General features: G+C 39.4%; 18 protein-coding genes. 5 read left to right on the top strand and 13 right to left on the bottom strand.

All coding sequences use genetic code 11. From position 1 onward, the window contains the following. Window positions 1-4 precede the first annotated feature (4 nt). The 4 genes from GGR21_RS18315 to GGR21_RS18300 form a co-directional block, all read right to left on the bottom strand. Complete coding sequence (locus tag GGR21_RS18315) at window positions 5-670, bottom strand: phosphatidylserine decarboxylase family protein (protein WP_183308718.1); 666 nt, start codon at window positions 668-670, stop codon at window positions 5-7. A 149-nt stretch (window positions 671-819) separates the two neighbouring features. Further along, the gene (locus GGR21_RS18310) at window positions 820-1,758 is read right to left on the bottom strand and encodes a ribose-phosphate pyrophosphokinase (protein WP_183308717.1); all 939 of its coding nucleotides are present in this window, start codon (window positions 1,756-1,758) and stop codon (window positions 820-822) included. Between the two features lie 84 nt (window positions 1,759-1,842). Next, window positions 1,843-3,534 (bottom strand): alpha-amylase family protein, encoded by a 1,692-nt coding sequence (locus tag GGR21_RS18305; protein ID WP_221233039.1) that lies wholly within the window; start codon window positions 3,532-3,534, stop codon window positions 1,843-1,845. Window positions 3,535-4,032: 498 nt separating this feature from the next. Beyond that, window positions 4,033-4,854 (bottom strand): patatin-like phospholipase family protein, encoded by an 822-nt coding sequence (locus GGR21_RS18300; protein ID WP_183308716.1) that lies wholly within the window; start codon window positions 4,852-4,854, stop codon window positions 4,033-4,035. Between the two features lie 273 nt (window positions 4,855-5,127). On the opposite strand from GGR21_RS18300, the gene hpt reads away from it, so the two are divergent. The 3 genes from hpt (at window position 5,128) to obgE (ending at window position 7,627) form a co-directional block, all read left to right on the top strand. Beyond that, complete coding sequence (hpt, locus tag GGR21_RS18295) at window positions 5,128-5,664, top strand: hypoxanthine phosphoribosyltransferase (protein ID WP_183308715.1); 537 nt, start codon at window positions 5,128-5,130, stop codon at window positions 5,662-5,664. 8 nt (window positions 5,665-5,672) lie between these two features. Next, window positions 5,673-6,245, top strand: coding sequence for an adenylate kinase (locus GGR21_RS18290; protein WP_183308714.1), 573 nt, complete (start codon window positions 5,673-5,675; stop codon window positions 6,243-6,245). A gap of 200 nt (window positions 6,246-6,445) precedes the next feature. Continuing rightward, on the top strand, window positions 6,446-7,627 hold the full coding sequence (gene obgE, locus GGR21_RS18285; RefSeq protein WP_183308713.1) for a GTPase ObgE: 1,182 nt from the start codon (window positions 6,446-6,448) through the stop codon (window positions 7,625-7,627). A 107-nt stretch (window positions 7,628-7,734) separates the two neighbouring features. Here obgE and GGR21_RS18280 read toward each other — a convergent pair whose 3' ends face one another. The 8 genes from GGR21_RS18280 to GGR21_RS18245 all read right to left on the bottom strand — a co-directional run bounded on the left by GGR21_RS18280 (window position 7,735) and on the right by GGR21_RS18245 (window position 24,117). Further along, on the bottom strand, window positions 7,735-9,879 hold the full coding sequence (locus GGR21_RS18280; RefSeq protein WP_246348114.1) for an alpha-galactosidase: 2,145 nt from the start codon (window positions 9,877-9,879) through the stop codon (window positions 7,735-7,737). Window positions 9,880-10,057: 178 nt separating this feature from the next. Further along, the gene (locus tag GGR21_RS18275; RefSeq protein WP_183308711.1) at window positions 10,058-11,512 is read right to left on the bottom strand and encodes a discoidin domain-containing protein; all 1,455 of its coding nucleotides are present in this window, start codon (window positions 11,510-11,512) and stop codon (window positions 10,058-10,060) included. 12 nt (window positions 11,513-11,524) lie between these two features. Then, complete coding sequence (locus GGR21_RS18270) at window positions 11,525-13,372, bottom strand: RagB/SusD family nutrient uptake outer membrane protein (protein WP_183308710.1); 1,848 nt, start codon at window positions 13,370-13,372, stop codon at window positions 11,525-11,527. A 24-nt stretch (window positions 13,373-13,396) separates the two neighbouring features. Beyond that, window positions 13,397-16,705, bottom strand: coding sequence for a SusC/RagA family TonB-linked outer membrane protein (locus GGR21_RS18265; RefSeq protein WP_183308709.1), 3,309 nt, complete (start codon window positions 16,703-16,705; stop codon window positions 13,397-13,399). 185 nt (window positions 16,706-16,890) lie between these two features. After that, window positions 16,891-18,078 (bottom strand): FecR family protein, encoded by a 1,188-nt coding sequence (locus GGR21_RS18260; protein WP_183308708.1) that lies wholly within the window; start codon window positions 18,076-18,078, stop codon window positions 16,891-16,893. Window positions 18,079-18,264: 186 nt separating this feature from the next. Further along, entirely contained in the window at window positions 18,265-18,816 is a 552-nt protein-coding gene (locus tag GGR21_RS18255; RefSeq protein ID WP_183308707.1) for an RNA polymerase sigma factor, read from the bottom strand. A 399-nt stretch (window positions 18,817-19,215) separates the two neighbouring features. Beyond that, on the bottom strand, window positions 19,216-23,475 hold the full coding sequence (locus tag GGR21_RS18250) for an acyl-CoA dehydratase activase (RefSeq protein ID WP_246348113.1): 4,260 nt from the start codon (window positions 23,473-23,475) through the stop codon (window positions 19,216-19,218). A 12-nt stretch (window positions 23,476-23,487) separates the two neighbouring features. Further along, on the bottom strand, window positions 23,488-24,117 hold the full coding sequence (locus GGR21_RS18245) for a TetR/AcrR family transcriptional regulator (RefSeq protein WP_183308706.1): 630 nt from the start codon (window positions 24,115-24,117) through the stop codon (window positions 23,488-23,490). Between the two features lie 144 nt (window positions 24,118-24,261). Here GGR21_RS18245 and GGR21_RS18240 point away from each other — a divergent pair, with 144 nt between their 5' ends. Beyond that, window positions 24,262-24,978 carry a hypothetical protein gene (locus GGR21_RS18240; RefSeq protein ID WP_183308705.1) on the top strand — a complete coding sequence of 239 codons (717 nt, stop codon included), beginning with the start codon at window positions 24,262-24,264 and terminating at the stop codon, window positions 24,976-24,978. Window positions 24,979-24,981: 3 nt separating this feature from the next. Here GGR21_RS18240 and kdsB read toward each other — a convergent pair whose 3' ends face one another. Next, window positions 24,982-25,725 (bottom strand): 3-deoxy-manno-octulosonate cytidylyltransferase, encoded by a 744-nt coding sequence (gene kdsB / locus GGR21_RS18235; protein WP_183308704.1) that lies wholly within the window; start codon window positions 25,723-25,725, stop codon window positions 24,982-24,984. 71 nt (window positions 25,726-25,796) lie between these two features. Here kdsB and GGR21_RS18230 point away from each other — a divergent pair, with 71 nt between their 5' ends. Further along, window positions 25,797-26,168 (top strand): 2-amino-4-hydroxy-6-hydroxymethyldihydropteridine diphosphokinase, encoded by a 372-nt coding sequence (locus GGR21_RS18230; RefSeq protein ID WP_183308731.1) that lies wholly within the window; start codon window positions 25,797-25,799, stop codon window positions 26,166-26,168. Window positions 26,169-26,186: the final 18 nt, after the last annotated feature.

Raw genomic sequence — 26,186 nt, 5'->3', positions numbered from 1 at the left:
TTATTTAGTATTTTAGCTTCGCGATAACAGTCTGGTTACCTATAACCTTCTGATCCATCTCTACAAGGATCTCGGTTCCTAAAGGTAAATACACATCTACGCGAGAACCTAGTTTTATAAAGCCGAGATGTTCATCTATATGCGCAGTTTCACCTACTTGTGCATACGTCACTATACGACGCGCCATTGCTCCGGCAACCTGTCTCAGTAATAATTGATATTTACCATCATGAGTCTCCATAACTACAGTAGACCTTTCATTCTCGGTACTTGACTTTGGTAGATAAGCTGCCATAAAACGACCCTCATGATGTTTCGAAAGCAAAACCTTCCCATTTATAGGGTACCAGTTTGCATGAACGTTAAACGGCGACATAAAGATAGATACAACGATTCGTTTGTCCTTAAAGTATTCACCTTCATATACTTCTTCAATAGCGACAATCTTACCATCAGCCGAAGCCACAACTATACCGTCAGTGTTTCCTTTAAACCGGCGATAAGGGCTTCTGTAAAAATTCAATACAACAAGATACAGGACAACCGAGATTGCTCCGATAATATATGAAAGAGCCAAATGGTGAAAGAAGTACCACAAAGCCCCGTTCAACAGAACAAGTATTATAAAGTATGTTACTAAAACTCCGCGTCCCTCGTGATGAACTTTCATTATTATAATTTATAATGCATATTTATTGTAAGTTGCAAAAGTATCTTTATTTGACGATATATACAAATTTGGCTCCTGAATTTATCATAAACGAAAAGAGAGATTTGCTCAATCTCTCCTTGTTATTTTAGTTTATAGGCACCACCTGATCATAAAACATACAACGAACTTATAGATTCATTGCAAAGCACACGCCGTATAGCATTGGCAAACACATCGGCTACTGAAAGGACGACAACTTTCTCGCATTTCTTGGAATATGGGATGCTGTCGGTAAAGACCATTTCCGTTAGCCCTGACAAATCCACCCTTTCCGATGCAGGATCTGACATCACTGCATGGCTGGCTACCGCCCGCACCGATTTAGCTCCGTTTGCAATCATCAGGTCTGCGGCTTTGGTAATAGTTCCTGCTGTATCTACGATATCGTCTACCAGTAAAACATCCATACCCGCTACATCTCCGATTATCTGCATCTCCGATATCTCATTTGCTTTTTTCCTTAGTTTGTAACAGATAACCATTGGTATACCAAAATATTTGGCGTATGAACTGGCACGTTTTGTCCCTCCTACATCAGGGGTAGCTATAACCAGGTTGTCTTTCTCCAACGATCTGATATAATCGACAAATATAGCCGACGCGTACAAATGATCTACAGGCACATTAAAGAAGCCTTGTATCTGATCTGCATGAAGATCCATTGTGATAAGGCGGTTTATTCCTGCCGCAGCCAGCATATCTGCGATCAGTTTGGCTCCTATCGACACACGGGGTTTATCTTTCCTGTCCTGACGCGCCCATCCGAAATATGGAATCACGGCTATTATTGAATGAGCGGAAGCTCTTTTTGCCGCGTCTATCATCAGCAATAGTTCCATAAGATTATCGGAAGATGGAAAAGTCGATTGCACCAGAAACACCTGTGCCCCACGAATAGATTCTTCATATGATACTGAGAATTCGCCGTCAGCAAAGCGTTCGATGTTCATTTTTCCAAGAGGACATCCCAGGCTTGCACATATTTTTTCAGCCAAATAACGGGATTTTGTTCCCGAGAAAATCTTGAAAGGTATATTACTATCCATCTCTACAATAAATCTTTAAGGTTTTAGTTTGTTTTTAGTTTCTTACGGTGCAAAATTATAAAAAACTAATCACTATATAGAATCTTAATCAATAGAAAATTTAATGATTTTACCCGAATATGCTTCCATGCTCATAAACAGCACTTTATCCCAACGAGATCCTAAGACTACATTTTTATTGGAAAGGAGTTCCTTCGCGTTTTTTACCTTTTGGGAGTCTATTCCCATATAGGAAAATGCATTTTCCGGAATCTGTACCGATATATCTTTTGACTGAGAATCAAAATTAACTACAATCAATAGAAATTCTTTTTTACCTGAGCGAAGAAATGCATACTGCTTTGTAGAATCGAACTCAGGATTTTCATAATTAGCATACATCAGGTCAAAGAATTTGCCCGAAACGATACTCTCTTCCTCTTTCGCAATTTTGATCAATTGTAAATAAAATTTTCTCAACCGGAGTTGCTCATCATTCAATCCCGAATTACCAAAAGCGCCTCCATTACGCCAGTTACGGACAGATGTTACCGACCAGTAGTCAAATATGGTAGTACGGCCGTCCTGTCCGCTGAATCCTTCCTTATCCATACCACGTTCGCCTAGCTCCTGGCCAAAATATAGCATAACCGGATTCACATTCATTGTAGCAGTCACGATCATCCCCGGAATTGCTTTAAAGGCATCCCCCGCAAAAAAATCAGAGGCAATGCGTTGTTCGTCATGATTTTCGAGAAAGTTCAACATTTTAGGTTGTAAACCATCTATACGCTGCCAGCAGAAAGTGATTTCAGAAGCCGGTTTGTGTCCGCAGATAACATCCCGGAGAGTATCGTAAAGATCTACCTTATCATAGAGGTAATCGAACAGTCCCCAATGTACATAATTCTGATATTGTGAAGGGTTATAGACCTCAGCAATAAAGATCAATGATTTTTTCTTCGACTTGACTTTAGGGATAACCCAATTCCAGAATTCCACAGGAACCATCTCCGCCATATCGCAACGGAATCCGTCGACACCTTTGGCCGTCCAATAGAGTAAAATATCCCGCATTTTTAGCCATGTATCGGGAATAGGAGTGAAAGATGTGCTGTGCCCGTTATTATAATTGACTCCATAATTAAGCTTTACGGTTTCATACCAGTCGGTTATACCCGGCTTATTGTTAAAACAGTCGTTTCCCGTGGCTTTTGCGGGAAATTCCTTATATGCATCATCACCTTGCTGTACTTCGAATTGAAGTTCCAATGGCTGATCCGGAATATAATAAAAATTATTATCAGGATCGAAAAAGACAGAAGTATCATCATCGATACCAAAATCCTCCGCTTTCTTTGGTCTGGCATCCGAATGATACTGGCGTGCCACATGATTGGGAACAAAGTCTATTATAACTTTCATCCCGTTTTTTTGTGTACGTTCTATCAGCGCTTCGAATTCTGCCATACGGCTATTGACATCGTTTGCCAGATCGGGAGATACATCATAATAGTCACGGATAGCATAAGGTGAACCTGCATTACCCTTTATTACATCCGGATGATCTTTTTGTATCCCGTAAGCAGAATAATCTGTTTTTGATGCATGCTCTAAGACTCCGGTGTACCAGATATGGGTAAAGCCCATTTTTTTGATTTCCTTCAGGGCCTTATTATCGAAATCAGAGAATTTTCCGACACCATTATCGTCAATGGTACCATTTTCTTTATTTACGCTCTTATCGTTACCGAATAATCGGGGCAACACCTGATAAATAAATACTTTTTCGCTCATTATAATTGAATATTATTATTGCAAGAATTGTTAAAAAGTTACAAAAGTTACACTTTTGCAGAATTTTTTGTTGTGCATTTATTTTATTAAAACCTGACACTTCTTTAGCTGTTGGCTATTAGCTATTGGCTTTTTAGTTAAAAACTGACACATACTTTAGTTTAATAGTTTTTAAGTTTTAGCTACACTCTGTTCCGCTGAACGCTGTTTCTAGCTTGCTAGTTTTATTAATATCCCTTCTAGTAAACTAGTATACTTTTTTCTAGTACACTAACTAAAACCTGACACACCTGACAGATTTTCTCGCAAAGACGCTAAGTCGCAAAGTATAATTCTCCTTAATTGGCTTCGTCGATACTTCGAAACAACGTTCGGCGTTAGCCAATTCATAACTCATAATTCATAACTTATAATTCCTATCTTACATAGATAAACATATCCACAAAAAATAAAATACTATTAATCCATTTATGTAGTTGTTTCGCATCCGGGGTCTATTTAACCCATCCTCATTTCACCGATCGCTGATTCCGGAAAATCTTCAGCTAATGATTCTTTATTTGCCTCCAGAAAATCCAAAGCCAGCTCATAACCAGCCTGGTATATTTCTTCCACATGATCGAGATCGAACATCGAATATTTGAATAGTGAGTCTGATTCGATGAGGTAATCACACAGATTACGATCGAGCAATGTATTCGAAACCGACATATAATGGAAAGACCTCTCTGCTATATACTTTATCGAACTTTTAAATTCCGATTTCATCAAAGGACTCACATTTACACCAATTATCTTTTTACATTCTTTCCTAATAGTAGATACAGGGAAGTTTTTAAATAAACCCCCATCCACATAATAATGTTCATTGATCTCAACCGGCCTGAATATAATCGGCACCGAACAAGAGGCAATTACTGAAGGGATCAATGTTCCGGAGGTAAACACATGACTGTCTCCGTACTCTATATCTGTAGCAACTACGCGCAAAGGAATTTTCAGGTCTTCGAAGTGTTTAGCTCGCAAATGTTTTTTCAGGAAAGAATGGAAGCCCTCACTTTTAAAGAACCCGCCATGAGGAATTGTAAATTCGGCAAACTCCCTGAATACTTTTTTTTGAAAAAGAGCTTTGATCTCCAGGGGTGTATATCCATCGGCATACAGAACCCCGGCAAATGCTCCGGCACTGGTTCCCGATATTACTTCAGGGTACAATCCCTTTTCGTTGAGTGCCTCGAGAACACCTAAGTGAGCAAAGCCTTTCGCTCCACCTCCGCTAAGCGCAACTCCCAGTTTGTAAATACTCTTATTTTCTTCCATACATCTCCAATAACCGGTAAATGAGTTTCAAAAGTAATGATAATAAAGATACTGAAAAAATTATGTCAGATAAAACAGTATTTAACATTTAATCAAATAGTAAGACAAAATATTAGATAAACAAAGGCATAATTATTTCTAAAAAGGGAAATAGCCCTCTTTGTTTAGATAGATAATTCATAGCCGGATTATTAAAATATGGAATTAATTACTCACAATTGAGCGATTTATACTACTTTTGCAGTTTAATAATATTTAAGAAAAGGCACCCGCATGAAAACGGTGAAAATTAGAGATAAGGAATTCGACTTATTCCTCTCTCAGGAGGTTATAGAGAAAGCAATAGGCGAAGTTGCCGATAAACTGAATAAAGACTTAGCCGACAAGGATCCTTTATTTGTCTGTGTACTAAATGGATCATTTATATTTGCAGCGGAACTGATGAAACGGGTTACTATTCCGTGCGAAGTTTCATTTGTGAAAGTATCGTCATACAAAGGTATAACTTCGACAGGCAAATTGAAAGAAATATATGGCCTGGAAGAAGACATTAAAGACCGCACTGTTGTCATAGTGGAAGATATAGTAGACACCGGACATACCATGTCATTGATATTGGAACAACTGGAATGTGACGAACCTAAAGAAATCAGGGTAGCTACATTGCTTTTAAAACCCGATGCACTGAAGGTGCAGTTAAAACTGGACTATGTAGCGCTGGAAATACCAAATGATTTTATCGTTGGCTACGGTTTGGATTATGACGGCTACGGACGTAATTTATCAGATATTTACAAAATCAAAAAATAAATCTAATCATGCTTAATATTGTAATTTTTGGAGCTCCGGGCTCAGGAAAAGGAACTCAGAGCGAAAATCTTATAAAGAAATATAACCTTGCACATATATCGACCGGTGATGTTCTGCGCGCAGAAATGAAAAACGGTACAGAACTGGGTAAACTGGCGGAAGATTATATTTCGAAAGGCCAGTTAGTGCCGGATGACGTAGTGATCGGCATGCTAGCCAATGTACTCGATAGCAAAAAGGATTGCGCAGGCGTAATTTTCGATGGTTTTCCCCGCACAATTGCTCAAAGTGATGCTCTTGAAAAGATATTGGCAGAAAGAGGTCAGGAAGTTTCTATTGTTGTAAGCCTTGAAGTAGAAGAACCGGAGCTGATAGACCGCCTGATAAAGAGAGGACAACAGTCGGGACGCTCGGACGATAATCTGGAAACAATAAAATCACGCCTCGATGTGTATAAAAACCAGACTTCTCCGCTTAAAGAACATTATCAGAATACAGGTAAACTGACTTCCATCAAAGGAATAGGTACGGTAGACGAAATCTTTGAAAAGATCGCCGAAGCTGTAGACAAGGTAAAATAATACTTAAAACAATATATCGGGGAAGTTATAGGTCGTGAACCGGCTTATAACTTCCTTTGTTATCTAAATTATATTTCAAGATTTCAGGTTCCAAGATTTCAATATTTATAGAATAGGATATTGAATATAAACTCAGAATAGATCTGTATATATGCAAAATCTTGAAACCTGAAATCCTGAAATTTTGAAATATATAAATTATGGCTGAATCAAATTTTATAGACTACGTCAAAATCTATTGCCGGTCGGGTAAAGGAGGACGGGGATCTACACACTTCCGTCGCGAAAAATATATTCCGAGAGGAGGTCCCGATGGGGGAGACGGAGGTAACGGAGGAGATATTATCCTGCGTGCCAACCGCAACATGTGGACATTGCTCCACCTCAAGTTCCAAAGACACATACTCGCCGGACATGGAGAAAGCGGTTCGGGGCGCTTGAGCTCAGGAAAGAGCGGAGATTCCAAGATCATCGAAGTTCCATGCGGGACAGTCGCTTATGATGCCGAAACCGGAGAGTACCTCTGCGATGTGACCGAAGACGGGCAAGAAGTTATACTGCTAAAAGGCGGACGTGGCGGACGTGGCAATAATCACTTCAAAACGCCGACTAACCAGGCTCCACGCTATGCCCAACCGGGTGAACCTTATGAGGAACGGAGAGTTATCCTGGAGCTGAAAGTATTGGCAGATGTCGGTCTGGTAGGTTTTCCTAACGCAGGAAAATCAACATTGCTATCAGTAGTATCTGCTGCAAAACCGAAAATCGCCAACTATCCGTTCACCACACTCGAACCGAAGATCGGCATTGTCGGTTATCGCGATTTCAAATCATTCGTCATGGCCGATATTCCGGGTATTATTGAGGGCGCGAGTGATGGTAAAGGACTGGGATTGCGTTTTCTTCGTCATATCGAACGTAATTCACTTTTACTGTTTATGGTTCCTGCTGACGCCGATGACATTCATAAAGAGTACAGGATATTATTAAATGAACTGGCTCAATATAATCCCGAGCTACTGGACAAACGCAGGGTATTGGCCATTTCCAAATCGGATATGCTGGATGAAGAACTCATGGAAGCACTGAGTGAAGATTTACCTGACATACCACATATCTTTATATCTTCTGTTACAGGTTATAATATAACACAACTGAAAGACCTGTTATGGAAAGAACTGAATGCCGATGGAGAGTATCAAAAATCATTCGAAATAAGCCATCGTAATCTCGACCTGAAGAAGCTGGGCTTTGAAGAAAACGATGATGAGGATATTCTGGAAGATGACGATATAGAAGAAGAATGGGAAGACGAAGAAGATGATTTCGATCCCGAATTCTATTACGAAGAGGGCGAAGAATTCGATGATAAAGAGGATTAATTTTACCGGGGCGACAGAAGCCGGAAAAACGATTATAAAAAAACGGGGCTGCACAATTGGACAACCCCGTTTTTCTATATTTAAAAATTTCAGAAAGTGTACCAAGCCTAGTCTACATTTTCGATATAAAAAACAGCACTCTCATACATTTTCTCCAATTTAGGATTAATGCCCTCATTAATAAGATATTGTCCGGATAAAATTTTCCCATTCCCCCAGAAATTAGATTTTTCGACATTCAATTCTGTTATCTTATATTTTTTACCGGGATCGAGGCCATTGAGCTTAATTTGCTGAGAGTTATTTGCTCTTCCCTGAAATTCGAAACAGTAATCGAAAACAACAGCCCGCTTCTTATCTTTGCTCACATACATGATTACATATAATCCTTTATCTTCGTATGGTGATATGATGCGGTACAAATCACCTTGCATAACAATGTCTCTGATCTTTTTATAGTTTTCGATGGCAACTCTAGCAAATTCCTTTTCTTTAGCTGACAGATCTTTTGGTTGTAGTTCCATGCCCAAACGTCCACTCATAGCCATATCAAACCTGAATTTGATCGGCGTTACATTCCCGGTCTGATGGTTTGGTGAAGATGACACATGCGACCCGGTTACCAGTGCCGGGTAAATCATATTTGTCCCGTACTGGATAAACATACGGCTTCGTGGTCCGGTGTTGTCACTTGTCCATATTTCCTGATGGTATTTCAGTGCGCCGTAATCGACACGCCCTCCTCCCGAAGAACAAGCCTGGATAATAACATGCGGATACTTAGCCCTGATCCGTTCATATACGCTGTATAAGCCCTGTATGTATTTGATCCAGAAATGTGACTGCCCGTCAGCAGGAAGATACATCGAACCTACCGATTCCACATGCCTGTTAGCATCCCATTTGATATACGAGATATTGTTTGATTGTTTCATCACATCATCGAACACGCTGAACACAAAATCCTGAACTTCCGGATTAGTAAGGTCTAACAGCCATTGGTTACGGGTAGTAGGTACTGCCCGGCCTTTAACTTTTACAACCCAGTCGGGATGCTTCTCTGCCAATTCACTCTTCGGATTTACCATCTCGGGTTCTATCCAGATACCAAACTTCAGCCCCTTATTCACTGCGTAATCGGCAAGATGAGCTATACCATTAGGCAACTTCTCTTTTGTCACCTGCCAGTCGCCAAGTCCCTGACTGCTATTGCGGCGTGGATATTTGTTTCCGAACCAGCCGTCATCGAGGACAAACATTTCCAGTCCCATACCGGCGGCATCATCTATCATATCCGTAATGGTCTTCTCATCAAATTTAAAATAAGCCCCTTCCCAGCTGTTAAGCAATGTCGGGCGAATGGTCTTAGCATCATATACGCCATAATTACGCGCCAAGTCGTGCAGATTACGGGTAACTCCCCCGGCTCCGGATGTACTGTAAGTATAGATCATTTCGGGAGTATGGAAAGTCTCGTCCGGCGCAAGTGTATACTCCGACGCATAAGGATTCATTCCGGCTGTAATAGAAAGAATATCAAATTCATCTACCTGAAAATTCAACTTATAATTGCCCGACCATGCTAACGCTCCTCCGATAACATTCCCTACATTCTCGTTCAATGGTGTATCTAAAGCCAGGACGAAAGATGGATTCTCGGTGTGAGAAGTGCGTATACCCATTTTGTTCTCAATTGTTTTTATCCCATGATTTAATAATGATTCTTCCATGGACATCTCCTGCGCCCATTCTCCATAAAAAGAATTGAGATAGTATTTTTTAGCCCGCACAGGCAGGTAAGAGGAATAGAAATTATGTAAAATCACATCCTTTTTCTCATTGTTTTTAATATTGATTTTTTGGGAGAATACATTCTCGCGTTGATAAGCCGTTACGACAAGTTCGACTATAAGCGGCAGTTTCTTATCATGCATGGTTATAGTGGTTTGTATAATATTTCCGTCAGCTAACTTGGTCTGCTTATGACCGGTATAAAACAACTCTGTATTCAAATCACCATCGGAATGCGTTACCCGCAAGGCTGGCTCCCTGTAGTTTTGTCCACCCGAAGCCAGATAAGCTTGCGGGTCGGTTCCATAGTCCCACCTGCGGTAAGTTTGTTTATTCAAAAAAGGCGAGGCATCATCTATTCTCTCTCCAAAATACTGGAAGTAGACAACGCTGTCTTTACCTATTGTCATTACCATCGACAGGTCTTTAGTCTGCAGATTAATCAGTTTTTCTGTATTCATGGAGTTTGCATTTATAACTCCGCAGAAATGAAATAATAAGAAAATAACAAACGATTGTATTATTATAATTATTGGTCTACTCATTTTAATATTATACTTTGATAAGTCTGTTAATATTTTAAAGAAGAAAGAGGGAGAGAATTTCTCCCTCTTTTTGCTTATGGGATTTTATGGGCAATTATTTATTCCATATGAATATTTCGGCAAAAGAAACATTAGCGCTTCTGTTACTTCTGGTGATATATAAGTTGATATAGCGACCACTTACTTTTTGGAAAATATTATACATAGCCCTTTGCTCTGCTTCTGTGCCATAGTCAATCGTAGTTACATACTTCCAGTTTTCTTTATCATCCGAGACATATATTTCATATCCCCGCAAGTCTTTCACATAAGTTGCATGCATACGCCTCCATATTTCAATAGCGGTGAAATCCTGCACTGATCCAAGATCCAATATAGCATTGAACGGGAGTGTACTCTTAGGTCCTGCTGAATTCGCATTGTCATTGTAACGGTTTTCCCAGTTTGAACCCGTATTTCCATCAATAGCGTTACTGTAAGAATTATTATGGTACGATTCCGGAGAGAATACCCATCCTGATCTTGAAAGGGCAGTGTAACCGAAATCTGTCAGATACTTGCCAAGATACGATTCATCATCATTATTCTTGTCGACCGGGACTTTTCCGACTGTACTGATAGGATCGACATTCTGGAAATTAATAATCCTATATGGTTTTCCTTCAATAGGGACATCTTCTCCGGCTATAGTCGCGCCGTTCAGGTAACAGGCAATAGAGAAGCATCCTTCCGGAATTTTGGATGCGTCTACTTTAACTGTCATGGTAGCTACATGTGTGCCAAGATTGATAACATTGGTGAAATCGATAGTATATGCCTCCGAAGGCATAGGTGTAAGAGCAGAATATGCGCTAAGAGACGCTCTCTTGATAAGAGATTCATTTATATATTGAATGGCGGCATCTCCTGAGGTAACATCGAATATTGATTCCCAGTTATTATCAGTAGCCGGTTTAATAAAGATTTTATATTCCAGAGTGCCTTTTATATCCTTTTTCTGCACGATAGTATCACCCGGCTCTAAAATTGACACCAAAATCCGTCTCATGTCCGGATGAAAAAGCACGGTGCTTAAATCTTCATTTACGTCTATGCCTCCATCGGTAGTGAGTAGGAAAGGAACAATATAGTCAGCCAGGTCACTGTAATCTTCTACTTGAGACAAATCGCGTAACTTATCACAATCGAACCGGATATCAAATTTACAAGCCCTTCCATCTTTGGTTATTTGCCCTTCTGCATTCAGGATTGTATAACAATCGGCAGGAAGTTCTTTCAAAGCAGTTTCATTATCCTCATTATATTTATTAAGAATTTCAGTACTCTTGGTTATTGTCACCTTGGTTTCCCCCTCAAAGTAACCTGGATTTACTGCATAGAAAGAATGAGTAAAGGTTCCTTCCACATCATAAAATAATACAGAATTAATTCCACCACGGGAAAAAGAAACTTTGGAATCGAGAAGGTTGTCATTCAGATGACTTGGTTCACATGCTGTCAACATGCTTAGCATCATTATTGAAAGTGATATATATTTATGGATTTTCATATTTCTTGGATTTTAATAACCATAATTTTGTGTGATATTTTTTACACGGTCAAGTTCTCCCTGATTTATAGGTAATAAATATTTCTTTTTTGCAAAAATTCGTACCCCCGGGTATCCACCTTCGGACGGTATAACCGTACGTCTCCAGAATGCTCCGTCAGGATCATGGTTGGTGTGGGATATATTCATTCCGTATACAGGGCCATCGTCATCTTTTTCCGAAGTCATCCATGTACGGGTGTCGAAGTAACGTAAATTCTCGAAGCACAATTCTACCTGCCGTTCGCGACGGATATATTCACGCTGTAAATCCTGATTTCCTACGACTTCGGGATATACTTCCTCTATATTAGGGACGCCGGCCCGCTGTCGGATCTCATTCCAGTATTTTAAGATATCACCATTGTCCGGATCATATTCGTTCAATGCTTCAACGTAGTTGAGTAGTACTTCTCCATATCGGAACAAAGGATGAGAAATATTGCCCCATTGTCCATCAATTGTATTCAATCTTGTATCTATAAATTTCAACGGTAAATATCCGGTAGGAGAATAGTTTTGAGTATTTGAAGGTCCGGAGACTCCTCCCGTATAAAATTGAATATTGTCTACTGTCTTATTCTCGGCTATCCAGCTTTGTCCACTCCAGAAAATATTAGCATAGAAACGAGGCTCACGATTTTGATACATTTTGAACGTGTTCAACGTTTTATTGAAGAATGGGTTGGTAAAATTAGAAAATCCGGATTCGGTATAGTCTGATTGGGGGTCGATAACAGGGTTTGCACCGCTATTGGTATATCCTGTAATCGGATATCTTCCGTTATCCATAGCAAAGGCATCTACAAGCTTTTGGGTAGGAGCGACTCCTCCATAGCTTGTTCCACCTATATTAGATGGCGTGGTAGCTACCCTTGCCTTGTATGCACTTCTTTCCGATGTGTATATCATCTCAGAATTATATCTGGTGATAAATACATTGCGAATATTTTCGAAAGGTGTGACTTTATCATTATTGATAAGGGAATACCGGTTCAAATCGATGATATCTTTTGATGCTTTCGCTGCCTGTTGCCATTTACTTGCCTCCTTATTCTGAGGGAAAAGAGCTTCCCCATCCTTGTTATTCATATTTTTATATAGGCTATTCCCATTGAACAAGGGACGTGCCGAATACAACAACAAACGGGCTTTTACTGCCATAGCAGCACCCTGTGTAGCTCTACCCCACCATGTGGAATTTTGGGTTATCGGCAAATCGGCCGCTGCTGCATCCAGTTCGTCAGTTACCCAATTCACACATTCGTCCCATGGGGCTCTATCCCTATCGGCAAGGTCATCAGACTTGAAATCGACAATCTCATCACGCAGAAGGATAACCGGTCCATAAAAACGCATTATCAGAAAATAATAATATGCTCTTAGGAAACGGGCCTCTGCATACCATATTTTCTTGTTTGTAATGTCTTCGGTGTTTTTTTCAGGATACTTGTAGAGATTCTGCATGAAATAAGTAGCTTCCCGTATACCTGTGTACAGGTTGATATACGTATAACTCCTGAATGCTGAATTACTTGTTTCGGGAGAAATCATATTCCGGTTATATAGCCCGAAAAAGCGACTGGTAAAAGAAACTGAACATTCATCCGAACTTCCGGCTACTGACAATACTTGTCCCGAGGGATCTGATTCGTCAGGAAGCCATGAGTAAACATTTACCAGATATTGAAGGGTAGTTTCATATTTCAAAAAGATATTATCGACATTCAACGGATCATCAGGCTGGCGATCCAGATAAGAATCACATCCCGGTAAAATAAACAATAGAGCGAGAATTATCAGTGATTTTATTTTTTTCATAATATGTCAAATTATTATTTACGATTAAAAAGATAAGGCTAAGCCCAGGCTATATACTTTATTAAGAGGATATTCTGCCGCACCTGTTTGTAAGTCTGGATCCCAAAGTTTAAACTTGCTGAATGTCAATATATTCACTCCCGAGAAATAGAAACGCAAATCATTTATACGAAGACGCTTTGTGATCGCCTTAGGCAATGTATATCCCAACTCGATATTTTTCAGGCGCATATAAGATCCGTCCGCAAGCCAGAATGAAGATGTAACATCATTGGAACCTGTCCCCATAGATAAACGGGGATATTTGGCATCCTGACGATCGGGAGTCCAATAGTTATTGTATATATCGGCGAAAACATTCGATTCATTCATGTTAGCAGATATAAATGGCTGAGTCATGTTGGTACGCATCGAAAAGTTTACATTGGCATTACCCTGGAAGAATATAGAGAAATCGAAGTTTTTCCATTCGAATGAAGCGCCGAAGCCATATACTGTTTCGGGAATATCCGTATATCCTATTGCTTTCTGGTCGTAACCATCGATTATACCATCTCCGTTCAGATCCAGGTATTTGATATCTCCGGGCTGTGAACCTCCGATTGCCGACTGATCGGCCCATGAATCTACATCTGCCTGATCTTTAAATATTCCGGCAGCTACATAGCCAAAACTTTGGTATATAGACTGGCCTTGTCTGTTTTGATGTGCGTATTTCCACTCCGGCTGATCCCGTTCGAGGATAACATTCCGCGCATGGGTAAAATTCCCTCGGGCTGTAATATTAACCTGTCCTACTTTTTGATGATATTCTATAGAAGCGTCAATACCTCTATTCTTCATTTTTCCGATATTTACCCAGGGTTGATTTGTTAGTCCTACATAATAAGGAATTGCACTTCGTGACAGAAAAATACCATCTCTTTTTTCATAAAAATAATCTGCCTGAATCTTTACTTTATTAAAAAGCGAAATATCAGCTCCAATATTAAGCTTATGAGCTGTTTCCCAGCCCACATCTTCGTTGGCCCAGTCACCTAAACGGATACTGGTATATTTCTGGGCATTTTCGCCGAAAAAATAATCGTTTCCGCTCTGAATTGTCGGAAGGTAGATAAAGCGGCGATTACCTCCGATCTGGTCATTTCCTACCAAACCATAAGAAGCTTTAAACTTCAGCATATCAATAACATTGGTCAATGGCTGAAAGAATTTTTCACCGGAAGCCATCCAGCCTGCAGCAACTGAAGGGAAAAAACCAAACCGGTGTCCTCTCGAGAAATTCTCCGATCCGTTATATCCAAAGTTTCCTTCTATGAAATAACGCTGGTCGTAATCGTAGGTCAAACGTCCGGCAATCCCCTGGTTACGATAGGGTAGTGCTGCGTCTGAATCACTGTTTCCTATATTGTTTTTTTGAGACTGTTGGTAGAGGAATAAAGCTGAAACACTATGCGCATCGAAAGTACGGGCATAGCTAAGCGATCCTTCAAGATATAGTGTCCGCCGTCCACTATTACTTTCCGAGTACTGCAAGGCTTCATCCCCTTTTACTAATTGGTGGTATTCCAACTCTCCATCCGCATTGCGTGTGGCACTCCATTCATCTGCGGTCCTACTTCTGCTCAGTTGATTGTAGTTTTGCGCATCGAAAGAAACCTTAATATTGGCTTTCAACCCTTTTGTTACGTACTCGCCAAGATCCTGGGTAATTCCGAAAAGCGATTGCGTATTATTCCAGAATCTTTCTGCATATCCGGTTTGTGTCAACAGGGAATATGGGTTGAATCCCTGCCTTTCACCCGGCCCCGGCAGACTTCCATCGGGATAGACCATTGGGAAACGGTTCGACGGAGTTTGTAAAGCATATTTCCATATTTCACTACCTTTGGTTCCCGGTTGGTTTTTCTTCTCAAACGATGTTGCCAGATTTACATTTATAGTTGTATATTTAAAAATATCGATATCGATATTCGAGCGGAATCTGAACTGGCTATAATTAAGTGATGTTTTATACTCATTCGAATTGTCATTGATAAAAAGCCCGCCTTCGTTGTAATAACTGGCCGAAACATAGTATCTGACACTTTGCGATCCTCCGGATATATTTGTACTGATACGGGTATTGGAAGATGTGCTGTTATACAATTCGTCAACCCAATCCACATTCGGGTATAGTACCGGATCCGATCCTGTCCTGTAAGCTTCTATTGCCTCAGGACTATAGAAAGAATAACCGACCGCATCATTATACATTTCAGCATATTGATGAGAATTGACCATTTTAGGAACCCGCGTAGGAGCAACAATACCATGTTCCATTTTTACTGTAATTTTGGGTTTACCTATTTCTCCCGAACGGGTTGTAACCAAAATAACCCCGTTTGCCCCGCGAACTCCATAAATGGCTGTGGCTGCGGCATCTTTCAGAATAGAGAACTCACTTATATCTTCAGGATCAACGAGGTCTAGTTCACGTTCTACCCCGTCTACCAGAACCAAGGGTTTATTCTCTCCACTGAATGTGCTCATCCCACGGATCCAGAATGTAGATCCTACTCCGGCTTCTCCCGAACGTTGAACGGCAATCACTCCGGCCAATTGTCCGGCTAATTGAGATGATACTTTGGCAACCGGAGCTTTTATATTTTGTGGAGGTAATGAAGATATTGCACCGATAATACTCGCTTTTTTCTGAGTTCCGTAAGCAACTACAACAACTTCGGCCAGTTCATCGGTGTTTTCATATAAAGTAATGTTCACAATCTTACGATTGTCGATGTCTACCTCTTGTGTCTTGAAGCCAATATAACTAAAGACCAACGCATCTCTATTGTCTGCTACCGTAATAGAATAACTTCCATCAATATCCGTAACTGTTCCTTGCGTCGCGTTCCCTCTTATTTTAACTGTTACTCCGATAAGAGGATTGCCATCGACATCGGTTACATTTCCTTTTACGGGGAATCCTTTTTGCTGTTGTTCTTCTTGTTCCTCTTTACTGGCCAACGATACAACGTTATTTGAGGCATTTTTATAAATTGAAATTTGTCGTCCTGTAATCAAATAGGCTAAACTGGTTTTATTCAATATGCGATCGAGAATACTTGCTATATTTTCATTTTCTGATTTTACTTCTATCTTTCGGCTTAGCTCTGATGAAGCATCGTCAGCTACCAGAAAAACATAATCGCTTTCACGCTCTATCCTATCCAGAACCTGTCTTAGTGTAATGTTTTTAGCATTAAGTGAAATGTTTGCTTTCTGCGAATGCAGATTTCCGGCACTAAGCGAAATCATGCATACGAATAAAAAGAATGTTGTGATTTTCATAATTTTTCGGACTCTATAGTTCTTTTTAAGAACTTGTCGACTAAAGTTAATTCTTTCTTTCATACATTTGTAAATAGATTTAATTTGTAATTCTTCTTTGGTCAGTAGGTTATGAATTAAATTATAATCGGATAGTACTTCCACTACTGTCCGATTTTTCTTTTAACAATGTGTCTTTACATAGGCTATTCGTTTTTATTGGTTATATATATTTTATTATCTTCTCTTGTGTATGTCGTTGATGAAAATACAGACAGGGCTCTCATTATGTCGTCAATATTTTCTGACAACAGCAGTTTCCCGGTACACGTTCTTTTATAGAGCGCGAGATCTGTAGATGTTGTTTCGAATGAAAAATTGTAATACCGCTCTATCTTCTTCAGAATCTCAGATATAGTTACACTATTTAATACCAGAACATTATCCTTCCACGATATATATTCTATTGGATCTATTACCGATTTGTGTACCTGTCCCGAATTCACCGCTAGTTTTTCATTCGGAGACAAGAGTACCGGTGCCGCATCACCTGTATTCACTTCTACTTTTCCATCAACTAACACTACCGACTTTTCGGAGGAATCCCCATACGCCAAAACATTAAACTTCGTACCATGTACTTTTACATCAAATTCGGAGGTTCGCACGAAAAAGGGGCTGGATTTATTTTCAGCGACCTCTATATATATTTCTCCTTTCACTTTTATCTCTCTCTTATCAGAGCCGAATTGAGAAGGGAAATCTAATTCAGATCCGGAATTGATCCATACTTTAGTACCATCACTTAATGTCAGGGTAGTTCTTTTCCCATAGGGGACAAGCAGTTTATTCATTTTACCCGAAGCCGACAGCTTTTCTTCTTTCTTATCTTCATCTCCTTCTATTACTATTTTATTATTTTTATCTACGGTGAGATGAGTGTCGGAATTGAGAGCTATCACTTTATTTCCTGAAAGAAGTTGAATTTTTTCGTCCGGAAGCTTTTCTCCGACAATAGTTTCCACAATATTGGATTGTTCTGTTATTTTATTATTTATAAAGATGCCGGAAACAATCAATATTGCAATAGAGGCAGCTATAGACAGGTATAAAGTTACTTTCTTCCTTTTCTTCCTCTTTGTTAAGCTTGTCACGGACTCAGCATCCTGCACTATCCTATTCCAGAGAATTTCTATTTGAATATCAGACAATTTCCTATCATTCAATCTTATGGATTTACATTTCTCGATTGCGGTATTAATAGCCTCCTCGTCTTCCGGATGATTTTGCAGATATTCTTTCCAATATTCATTTAACTCTTCCGAGCGGGCAATTCTCCATTCTATAAAATTTTTATTATTAAGAAAATATATATACTCCTTTTTCTCTTTCATTGACATGTGTTTTTCTGGGTTAAAACTGAATTATAATAAATCCAGTGAAACTATTCTATATTAGAGACGGATATCTCAGAAATTTGTGGACACTTTTAAAAATAAAATTCAAATTTAACTATTCGGCCAATTTGAAAATCAATATTTGGAGTAGAGATACAGGTCTGGGCAAGATTCCTGTTTTAATTACAAAGGGAAAAGGAATAATAACAACATCAATAGTTTACTATCATCCTTAACATGTGTTCGCATTTTCTCAATGCCTCTATATACAAGCTTTCTAACTGATTCGGGAGTCATATCCAACAGGGGAGCTATGTCCTCATAACTTAATTCCTGCATATATCTCAGGTAGATAGCTTCCCGTTGTCTGTCGGTGAGTTGTTCCATCAGCTTTTCTACATTCGCTTTTAGAATAGCATGCTCATCATCTGCAATTATCGAATCTAAAATAGAGACTTCAATTACAAAAGGAAAATCTTCAATTTTTTCAAGCATATTTATTTTCCGGGAACTTCTATATATATCTATTAATCTATTTTTAAGACTAATAAACAAGTAATGTTTTACATTCAGGATATCTTCCAGCTTCTTATCATTGGCATATAAAACACAAAATACGTCATGAATAGCATCCATACATATTTGGTCTGAAAACCCCATGCTGACTCCATAACTGAAAAGGTCATTCACGTGTTTCCTATATAGATAAGAACTTATTGTTTCCTTACTCTGCATTAAAAAAAGTATGTTGGGTAAAGCAAAGGTATATAAAAATCTCACATAAAGATATCTACACTATGTTACAAGTATGTTAAGGTAAACTCAAAAACAACAAACAGCGATAAAGATAATATTAACAAGCTATCAAAAGGTTACTTCAAATATCTATTTCCTAAAGGTAAAATAAAAAACCTGACTCTCTATTCGAAAGTCAGGGAATTATTATTTTGCGTATATTTTTTTGTTGTCTCGCAAAGATTCGAACTTTGACAGGCAGAACCAAAATCTGCAGTGCTACCATTACACCACGAGACAATCCTATTACCTTAAAAAGGCGGTACAAAAGTATAAGAATTTTGTGAACTTACAAAATTATAGTATACTTTTTCCATTATTTATAGCAAATACAGTCACTTATATCTCCTGTATCATAAAGTGGAGGCGGTTTTGCAGGTTTACTTCGGCTATTCCGCCATCAATATCCAGATACAGAATATTCATATTCGGATAGATCTCCTTCATTCTCTTCTCTACCCCTTTTGCCACAATATGATTGGCAATACACCCGAAAGGTTGCAGGCAAACCACCTTATTTACGCCTTTACGTGCATAGTGCGCAATTTCTCCCGGAATAAGCCATCCTTCACCAAACTGGTTGGACAGGTTCAGCACTTCCGATGCAGCCTCAGCCTTAGCATAAATAGATTCTGATGCTTCATAGAATTTGAATTTGCTGAGTATCTTCTCTGCCTTCTTCACTTTTCCATTGATATACCACCAGATAAGAGGTTTCAGAGTTTTTGAAAAGATGGTTTCTTCTGCCAGTCCGTTTTCAATATTTACTTTGCTATTCACAAAGAATTGTGTGAGAAAATCCAATAATGGCGGAGTGGATACTTCTACATTTTTCGATCGCAACCATTCTGAAATATTAGCCTGCGCATAGTTATTATACTTCACAAAAATTTCGCCGATCAAACCAACTTTTGTGAAGTTCCTTTCATAAATCGGGATATTATTGAAATCTTCAACAGCTTCTTTTAATAAACGGAATAACGTTCTGACATCTTTAGCCCGTACAGCGTCTATACCTCTTTCTATATAAAAATCGAATACTTCCTGTGAAGCTCCGCTTTTCTTCTCCCTCACAGAAATGGCACTGTGCATTTGTTGCAGTCCGTCGCCATACAATACCAACGGAATTGCCAGTTTAGCAACCTTTTTCCAGTCAAGGGAAAATTCACTTTCTCCATTCTGATATGTTTCTCCCGAAGATAAAGCGATGACTGGAATATCATTAAATCCGGCATTTTGCAAGCCGGTCTTTATCTGTGCTATATAATTTGTAGCACGGCATTGGCCTCCCGTCTGGGTGATAGCCAGCACAATATCTTTCACATCATAATTACCCGATTGCAGGGCATTGATTATATCTCCCAGTACTAGTGTGGATGGATAACAAACCTCATTATTTCCATACATCAGCCCCAGGTCGGCCGATATCTTATTTGACTTTGGCAGATTTTCCACTTTCAATCCCAGCAATTCACCCAATGCCGGGGCAAAAGGAGAGATAAAGTCGCAAAGCCAGGGCAGAAGGATGGTTTTATGAGCGTCTTTTGCTTTCTTATACGGCACCGAATAGCCTTTGTATGATGTATCTGTGACAATATCCGTACTTTTTACAGCCTTCAAAGATTCCACCAGTGAACGAAGCCGCAAACGTATCGATCCCGGACTGGCTATCTCATCAATGCGGAGGACAGTTATATTCTTGCCTACAGCTTTCAGTATATCGCGCGTTTCGTCCATAAAGAATGAATCGGGGCCACAACCGAAAGAATTGAGCTGTATCAATTGTACATTCTGAGGTAATTTAGCGACTTCCATCGCAGCTTGTACCACACGGTTTGGAAATGCCCATTGCGAAACGATATTTAACTTGCCAAAGCCATGGCTGTCCGGTTTACGGAAAACATCATCTGTAAGGACAGTAACACCCAGATCGGAAAGGATCTGACCGACTTTCTGATGTATTAAAGGATCGGTATGATAGGGACGTCCTGCGACAACAAATGTCAGTTCTCCGGATTTTATGCCCTCATCTAACAAATCCTTCTGGAAATCATATAAATTTTTCTTCAAATCATTTTTTACACCCAATGCTTTTTGAAATGCCTTTTCAAAAACTGATTTTGACACACCTAAACCTGACAGATAATTATAGCATCCTTTATACAGAGCATTGTCGCTACAGAATGTTATCACAGGTTCATCAAATGGAATACCATGACGCCCTTGCGGGTCTATCGAGCTTTGAATAACATCCGGATAACCACTCACAACAGGACAGTTAAATGAATTGGATGATTGTCCGAATTCTTTTTCTTCCTTAGGTACGATCGGATAAAATATACGGTCAACTTTCTGCTCGATCAAAGAAAGGATATGCCCATGCACCAATTTAGCCGGAAAACAGATATTATCCGACATCACCCCTCCTACCCCTTTCTGATAAAGCGGAAAAGTAGATTCAGGAGAAAGACGGACATTAAACCCGCACTCGCTAAGGAGAGTATGCCAGAACGGATAATCGTCGAACATATTAAGCACTCGAGGTATACCTATTGTCTTGCCCTTTTCTATATTTTCAGCCTTTACCGGACGATCGAATAATATGTTATTTTTTCTGTCAAAGGCGTTATACCCTTCTTTACGGTCAATATTTTTATTATAAAATACCTTCTCACATTTGTTACCGGCATAACTTATATTCCCGTTATTGAACTTGAAACGCAGTACCGAACACATATTAGTACAGCCCTTACATGTCAGTTCTTTGGAGTCGATGGAGCTTATGTCGAACAAGGCTTCTTTACCTGAGAACACAGTCTTCGCTATATTCTTTTCGGTCAATCGCCGGGCGTAGAGTGCAGCACCAAGCGCACCCATTAATTCAGGATGATCGGTAGAGCTGATCGTCTTACCCGAAAGCATTTCCAATGCACGGTAAACGGCATCGTTACGGAATGTACCTCCCTGCACGACAATATGATCGCCCAGCTGGTTCAGATTGGATATTTTCAGGACTTTAAATAAGCAATTCTTCACTACGGAATATGCCAGCCCTGCTGCAATATCATCATTTCCTGCATTTTCCCGCAAAGATTGCTTTACTTTCGAATTCATAAATACGGTACAACGCGACCCCAGATCGCTCGGAAACTTCGCCAGACAAGCTGCCCGTGTAAAATCAGCCAGTTCCATATTCATCGTTGTCGCAAAGTTTTGCAGGAAGGAACCACAGCCCGCCGAGCAAGCCTCATTCAGTTCGATATTGGAAATTACACCATTACTGATAAATATAGATTTAATATCCTGTCCGCCAATATCGAGCACGAATGACACATCCGGATCGACATACTGTGCTCCGGACAGGTGAGCGATTGTTTCCACAATACCGTAATCAAGTCCCAGTGCCGATTTCATCAGGTCTTCACCATAACCGGTAGCTGCCGATGAAAGGAATTTAACTGTTACTCCTTTTTCTTCTGCTTCCTTATAGAATTGAGATAATCCTTCCATTACTTTTTTAAGCGGATTACCCTCATTGTTTCCGTAGAACTTGTATATAATATTGGCATCGGAATCCATGACTACAATCTTCGATGTGGTAGATCCCGAATCGATACCCAGAAAACATTCTACATATTTATCTTCACCTAATGCTTTAAAATGTAATTCCTTCACCCTGCGGTTAGCATCCCACTCTATATATTCCAATTCATCTTTAAAGAGAGGCTCTAATGCATCGATATGGTTTGATGATGTGGATTCTGATAGTTTTTCAATTAATCCGTTTAATTCTTTATATTTCGCATTTTCTCCTTCGTAAAGAGCAGAACCCCATGCCGGAAAGTATTCCCCGTTGTCAGGGACTATGATATCAGACGCCTGTATTTTCAAAACATCCTGAAATGCATTTCGTAAAGCAGGAATAAACGTCAGTGGCCCTCCGATGCAAATAACCTTAGGAATCACCTCGCAACCACGTGCCAGAGTTGTCACCGACTGTAAAGCCACTGCATGCAGAATAGACGCAGATATATCGGCAACAGGTATATTACGGCTAATCAGGTTTTGCACATCGGTTTTGGCAAATACACCGCAGCGGGAAGCAATGGGTAATATTTTTGTATAATCGAGTGCCTTTTCCCCAAGTTCTTCAATAGTTATATTCATCAGGCTGGCCATCTGGTCGATGAAAGCACCCGTACCTCCGGCACAACTACCATTCATACGGATATCAGGATGACGCCCTTCGGCAAAAAACACCATTTTAGCATCTTCTCCTCCGAGGTCAATCAGCGTATGCGCATCAGGATATGCAGTCTTGACCACCTCAACGGCTGCCACTACTTCCTGTACAAAAGAAATACCGATGCGCTCACCTATACCCATGCCTGCCGAACCGGAAATATTAATATTGAACATTGCATCCGGGAATTGTTGCGCTACTTTTTGTAACTCAGACACCAATGTTTGTTGTATATTCGCCTGATGGCGGCAATACGATTTATAGATAATGTGGGTATTGTTATCCAAAACGACAATTTTGACAGTGGTAGAGCCCACGTCGATCCCCATCTTATATTGTTGTTTATTCTGTATCATGAAGTGTGGATTTTAATTATTGTCACAAGGTTTCAGCGCATTTATCACAAACTCTATTACATATTTCTCGTGATTAGCAATCAACATATTATACGTTTCACGCGGCACTTCCATAAGTGTCATTGCCAGATTACCAAACAAGAACGGAAACATGCATAGGGATAGAATATTCAGCAGAAAATCGGCAGCCGGAGTCTTGCGGATCGTTCCCTTTCTCGCTTCTTCCTCTATTCGTTCTTCTATCTTGGTGAAAGCATTCAGCGGATTGCGGTTTTTAATGCGGTGAGTCAGTCCTTCCGGATTGAGTGTCACTTCATTAAGGATAAATGCGGCTATCTGGGGGTACTCGAAAAGGATTTCATAATAGGTATGAATCCATGTTTCTATCAGTTCATAGATAGGGAGATCTGATGTTATGGTAGCAAATACCCTTCCGGTCAATACGTCCAATGCCTCTTCAAAAATAATTTCAAACAGGCTGTACTTCGACTTGAAATAATAATTTACCATGGCGACATTTGTCCCCGATGCCTTTGCTATATCCCTGACACTTGTGCCTTTAAAGCCGTTTTTTATAAAAAGTTTTTGCGCTTCGTTGAGTATACGGTCTTTAACTACCGACGATTCTTCATTATTAAACATGTGTTCTAAACGATTGTTTAAGATACAAAAATAAGAAAGACTATTAGACTAAACAAGTGTTTAATTAAAATTTAAAGATAATTATTTAAAAAAACCGGAACTAATCTTATTTATTTTTACTTTTGGAAGTAAAACCTGACCTTTATGGAAAGATTATTCTACACAAATTTTCTATTTTTCCTACTCGCTTTTTATCCCTTTACCGCATTTGCCACAGGCCCTTCTTATGTGCACAGTGAAATGAATCCAGTTTCGGTTAACGACAAAGGAGAAATACTTTGCCGGACACGTTTTGTTAAAAATGATAACGGTGGACATTCATATCAGAGAATTGAATACGGCCTGTGCGTTATCAGCAATGGCAAGATCATAGAATTCAGGACAAAGACTCTCGATCCCGGAACCATAGAATATGGTTCTGACAAGTCCAAAGGAAAAATCACTGAGGATGAATACCTGAAGTTGACAAAGCACTGGGACTGGATATTTAAAACAGGTCTCGATTTCGGCAAGCTAAGCAAACAACAAAAGCAAATTTGCGAGCAATATGGATTTAAAGAAAATAATACTGAAAACTTTAAAGTAAATAAAAAAATAAGGCTATCAGATTTTAAGAAAGAGAGAAATGTTGATCTCAAAAAAGACAAACAACTGGCACTGAAAGGGGCTAAAAGTGTTTTTTATGACAATCGACAAATACATATATCGTATGATTTCGGAAACATACTCATATTGAACAATACATACAGAGAAGATCCTGATATGGACACCGGAGCAAGCTTCAGTTATAAGAGTCCTTTGTTCGGAGGAATAGAATATGAATATTACAGGATAACAGGGGCTTTATTTTTAAGCGATTAAACATTATTGAAAGAACTTCAAAGCTTTTTCCATATCCTCAGGAGTATCTACACCAATGGTTTCCAAATCAGTATAGCCTACACGGATGCGATATCCATTCTCTATCCAGCGAAGCTGTTCCAACGATTCAGCTTTTTCGAGAATAGATTGTGGCAGTTGTGTTATTTCCTTTAAAATATCTGACCGGTAAGCATACATACCGATATGTTTATAAAATGTATGTTTATCGAGCCATTCGGTATGATGCACGTCACGTATATATGGAATAATGGAACGGCTAAAATAGATAGCTTCGTTCTTCTTGTTGATCACCACTTTCGGAGAATTGGCATTGAACAGCACATCAAAACCGTCTTCTTTTTTGAATGGCTTCACTAATGTCGCAAGTTCAACATCTTTACTATCGAAACAATTTTTTAAAGCCTCTATTTGTTCCGGTTGAATGAACGGCTCGTCACCCTGCACATTGATGATCACATCGAACGGTTTATTTATTGTAGCATATGCTTCCTGAATACGGTCAGTCCCGCTACGATGATAGGGAGAAGTCATTACAGCCTTTCCCCCGAAAGATTCTACCGCATCGAAAATACGGGTATCGTCGGTTGCTACCCAGACTTCATCCACAGCCTTTTTTACTTGTTCATATACCCGTTGGATCATCGGCTTTCCGCCCATATCGGCTAATGGCTTCCCCGGAAAGCGGGTGGATGCGTAACGGGCGGGAATTATAGCTATAAAATTCATCAATAATTACTTTAAAAGAATACGTAAAGATAAAGTATATTTTAGAAATGGAATGTATATTTGCATCTGTTATGAACAAGGCACTATTAAGTATAGGAACAAATGAAGACAGAGAGGCTAATCTGGCCCTTTGTCATCAGATGCTGAATGATCTATTTGAAGAAATTAATTATTCGGAAACTTCGATTACCTCTCCTTACGGCATAACATATAAAAATGATTTTCTTAATCAACTCGCCGTTATCTACACAAATAAAGAAAAGGAAAAAATCGCCTTATCATTAAAGGAGATCGAGAAGAAGATTGGCAGAAAAGAAGAGGATAAGGTAAAAGGAATTGTAAAAATAGATATAGACCTCGTTATCTGGAATGATGAAGTATTGAAGCCCGGTGATATTTCACGAAGCTATATTACAGAATTGCTACCCAGCCTACAAAAATAAGGCAATATAAATAGAAAT

The organism is Dysgonomonas hofstadii, assembly GCF_014196915.1.
GTDB lineage: Bacteria > Bacteroidota > Bacteroidia > Bacteroidales > Dysgonomonadaceae > Dysgonomonas > Dysgonomonas hofstadii.
Note: the sequence above shows the minus strand (reverse complement) of the source record. Positions and strands in the feature narration are given on the sequence as shown.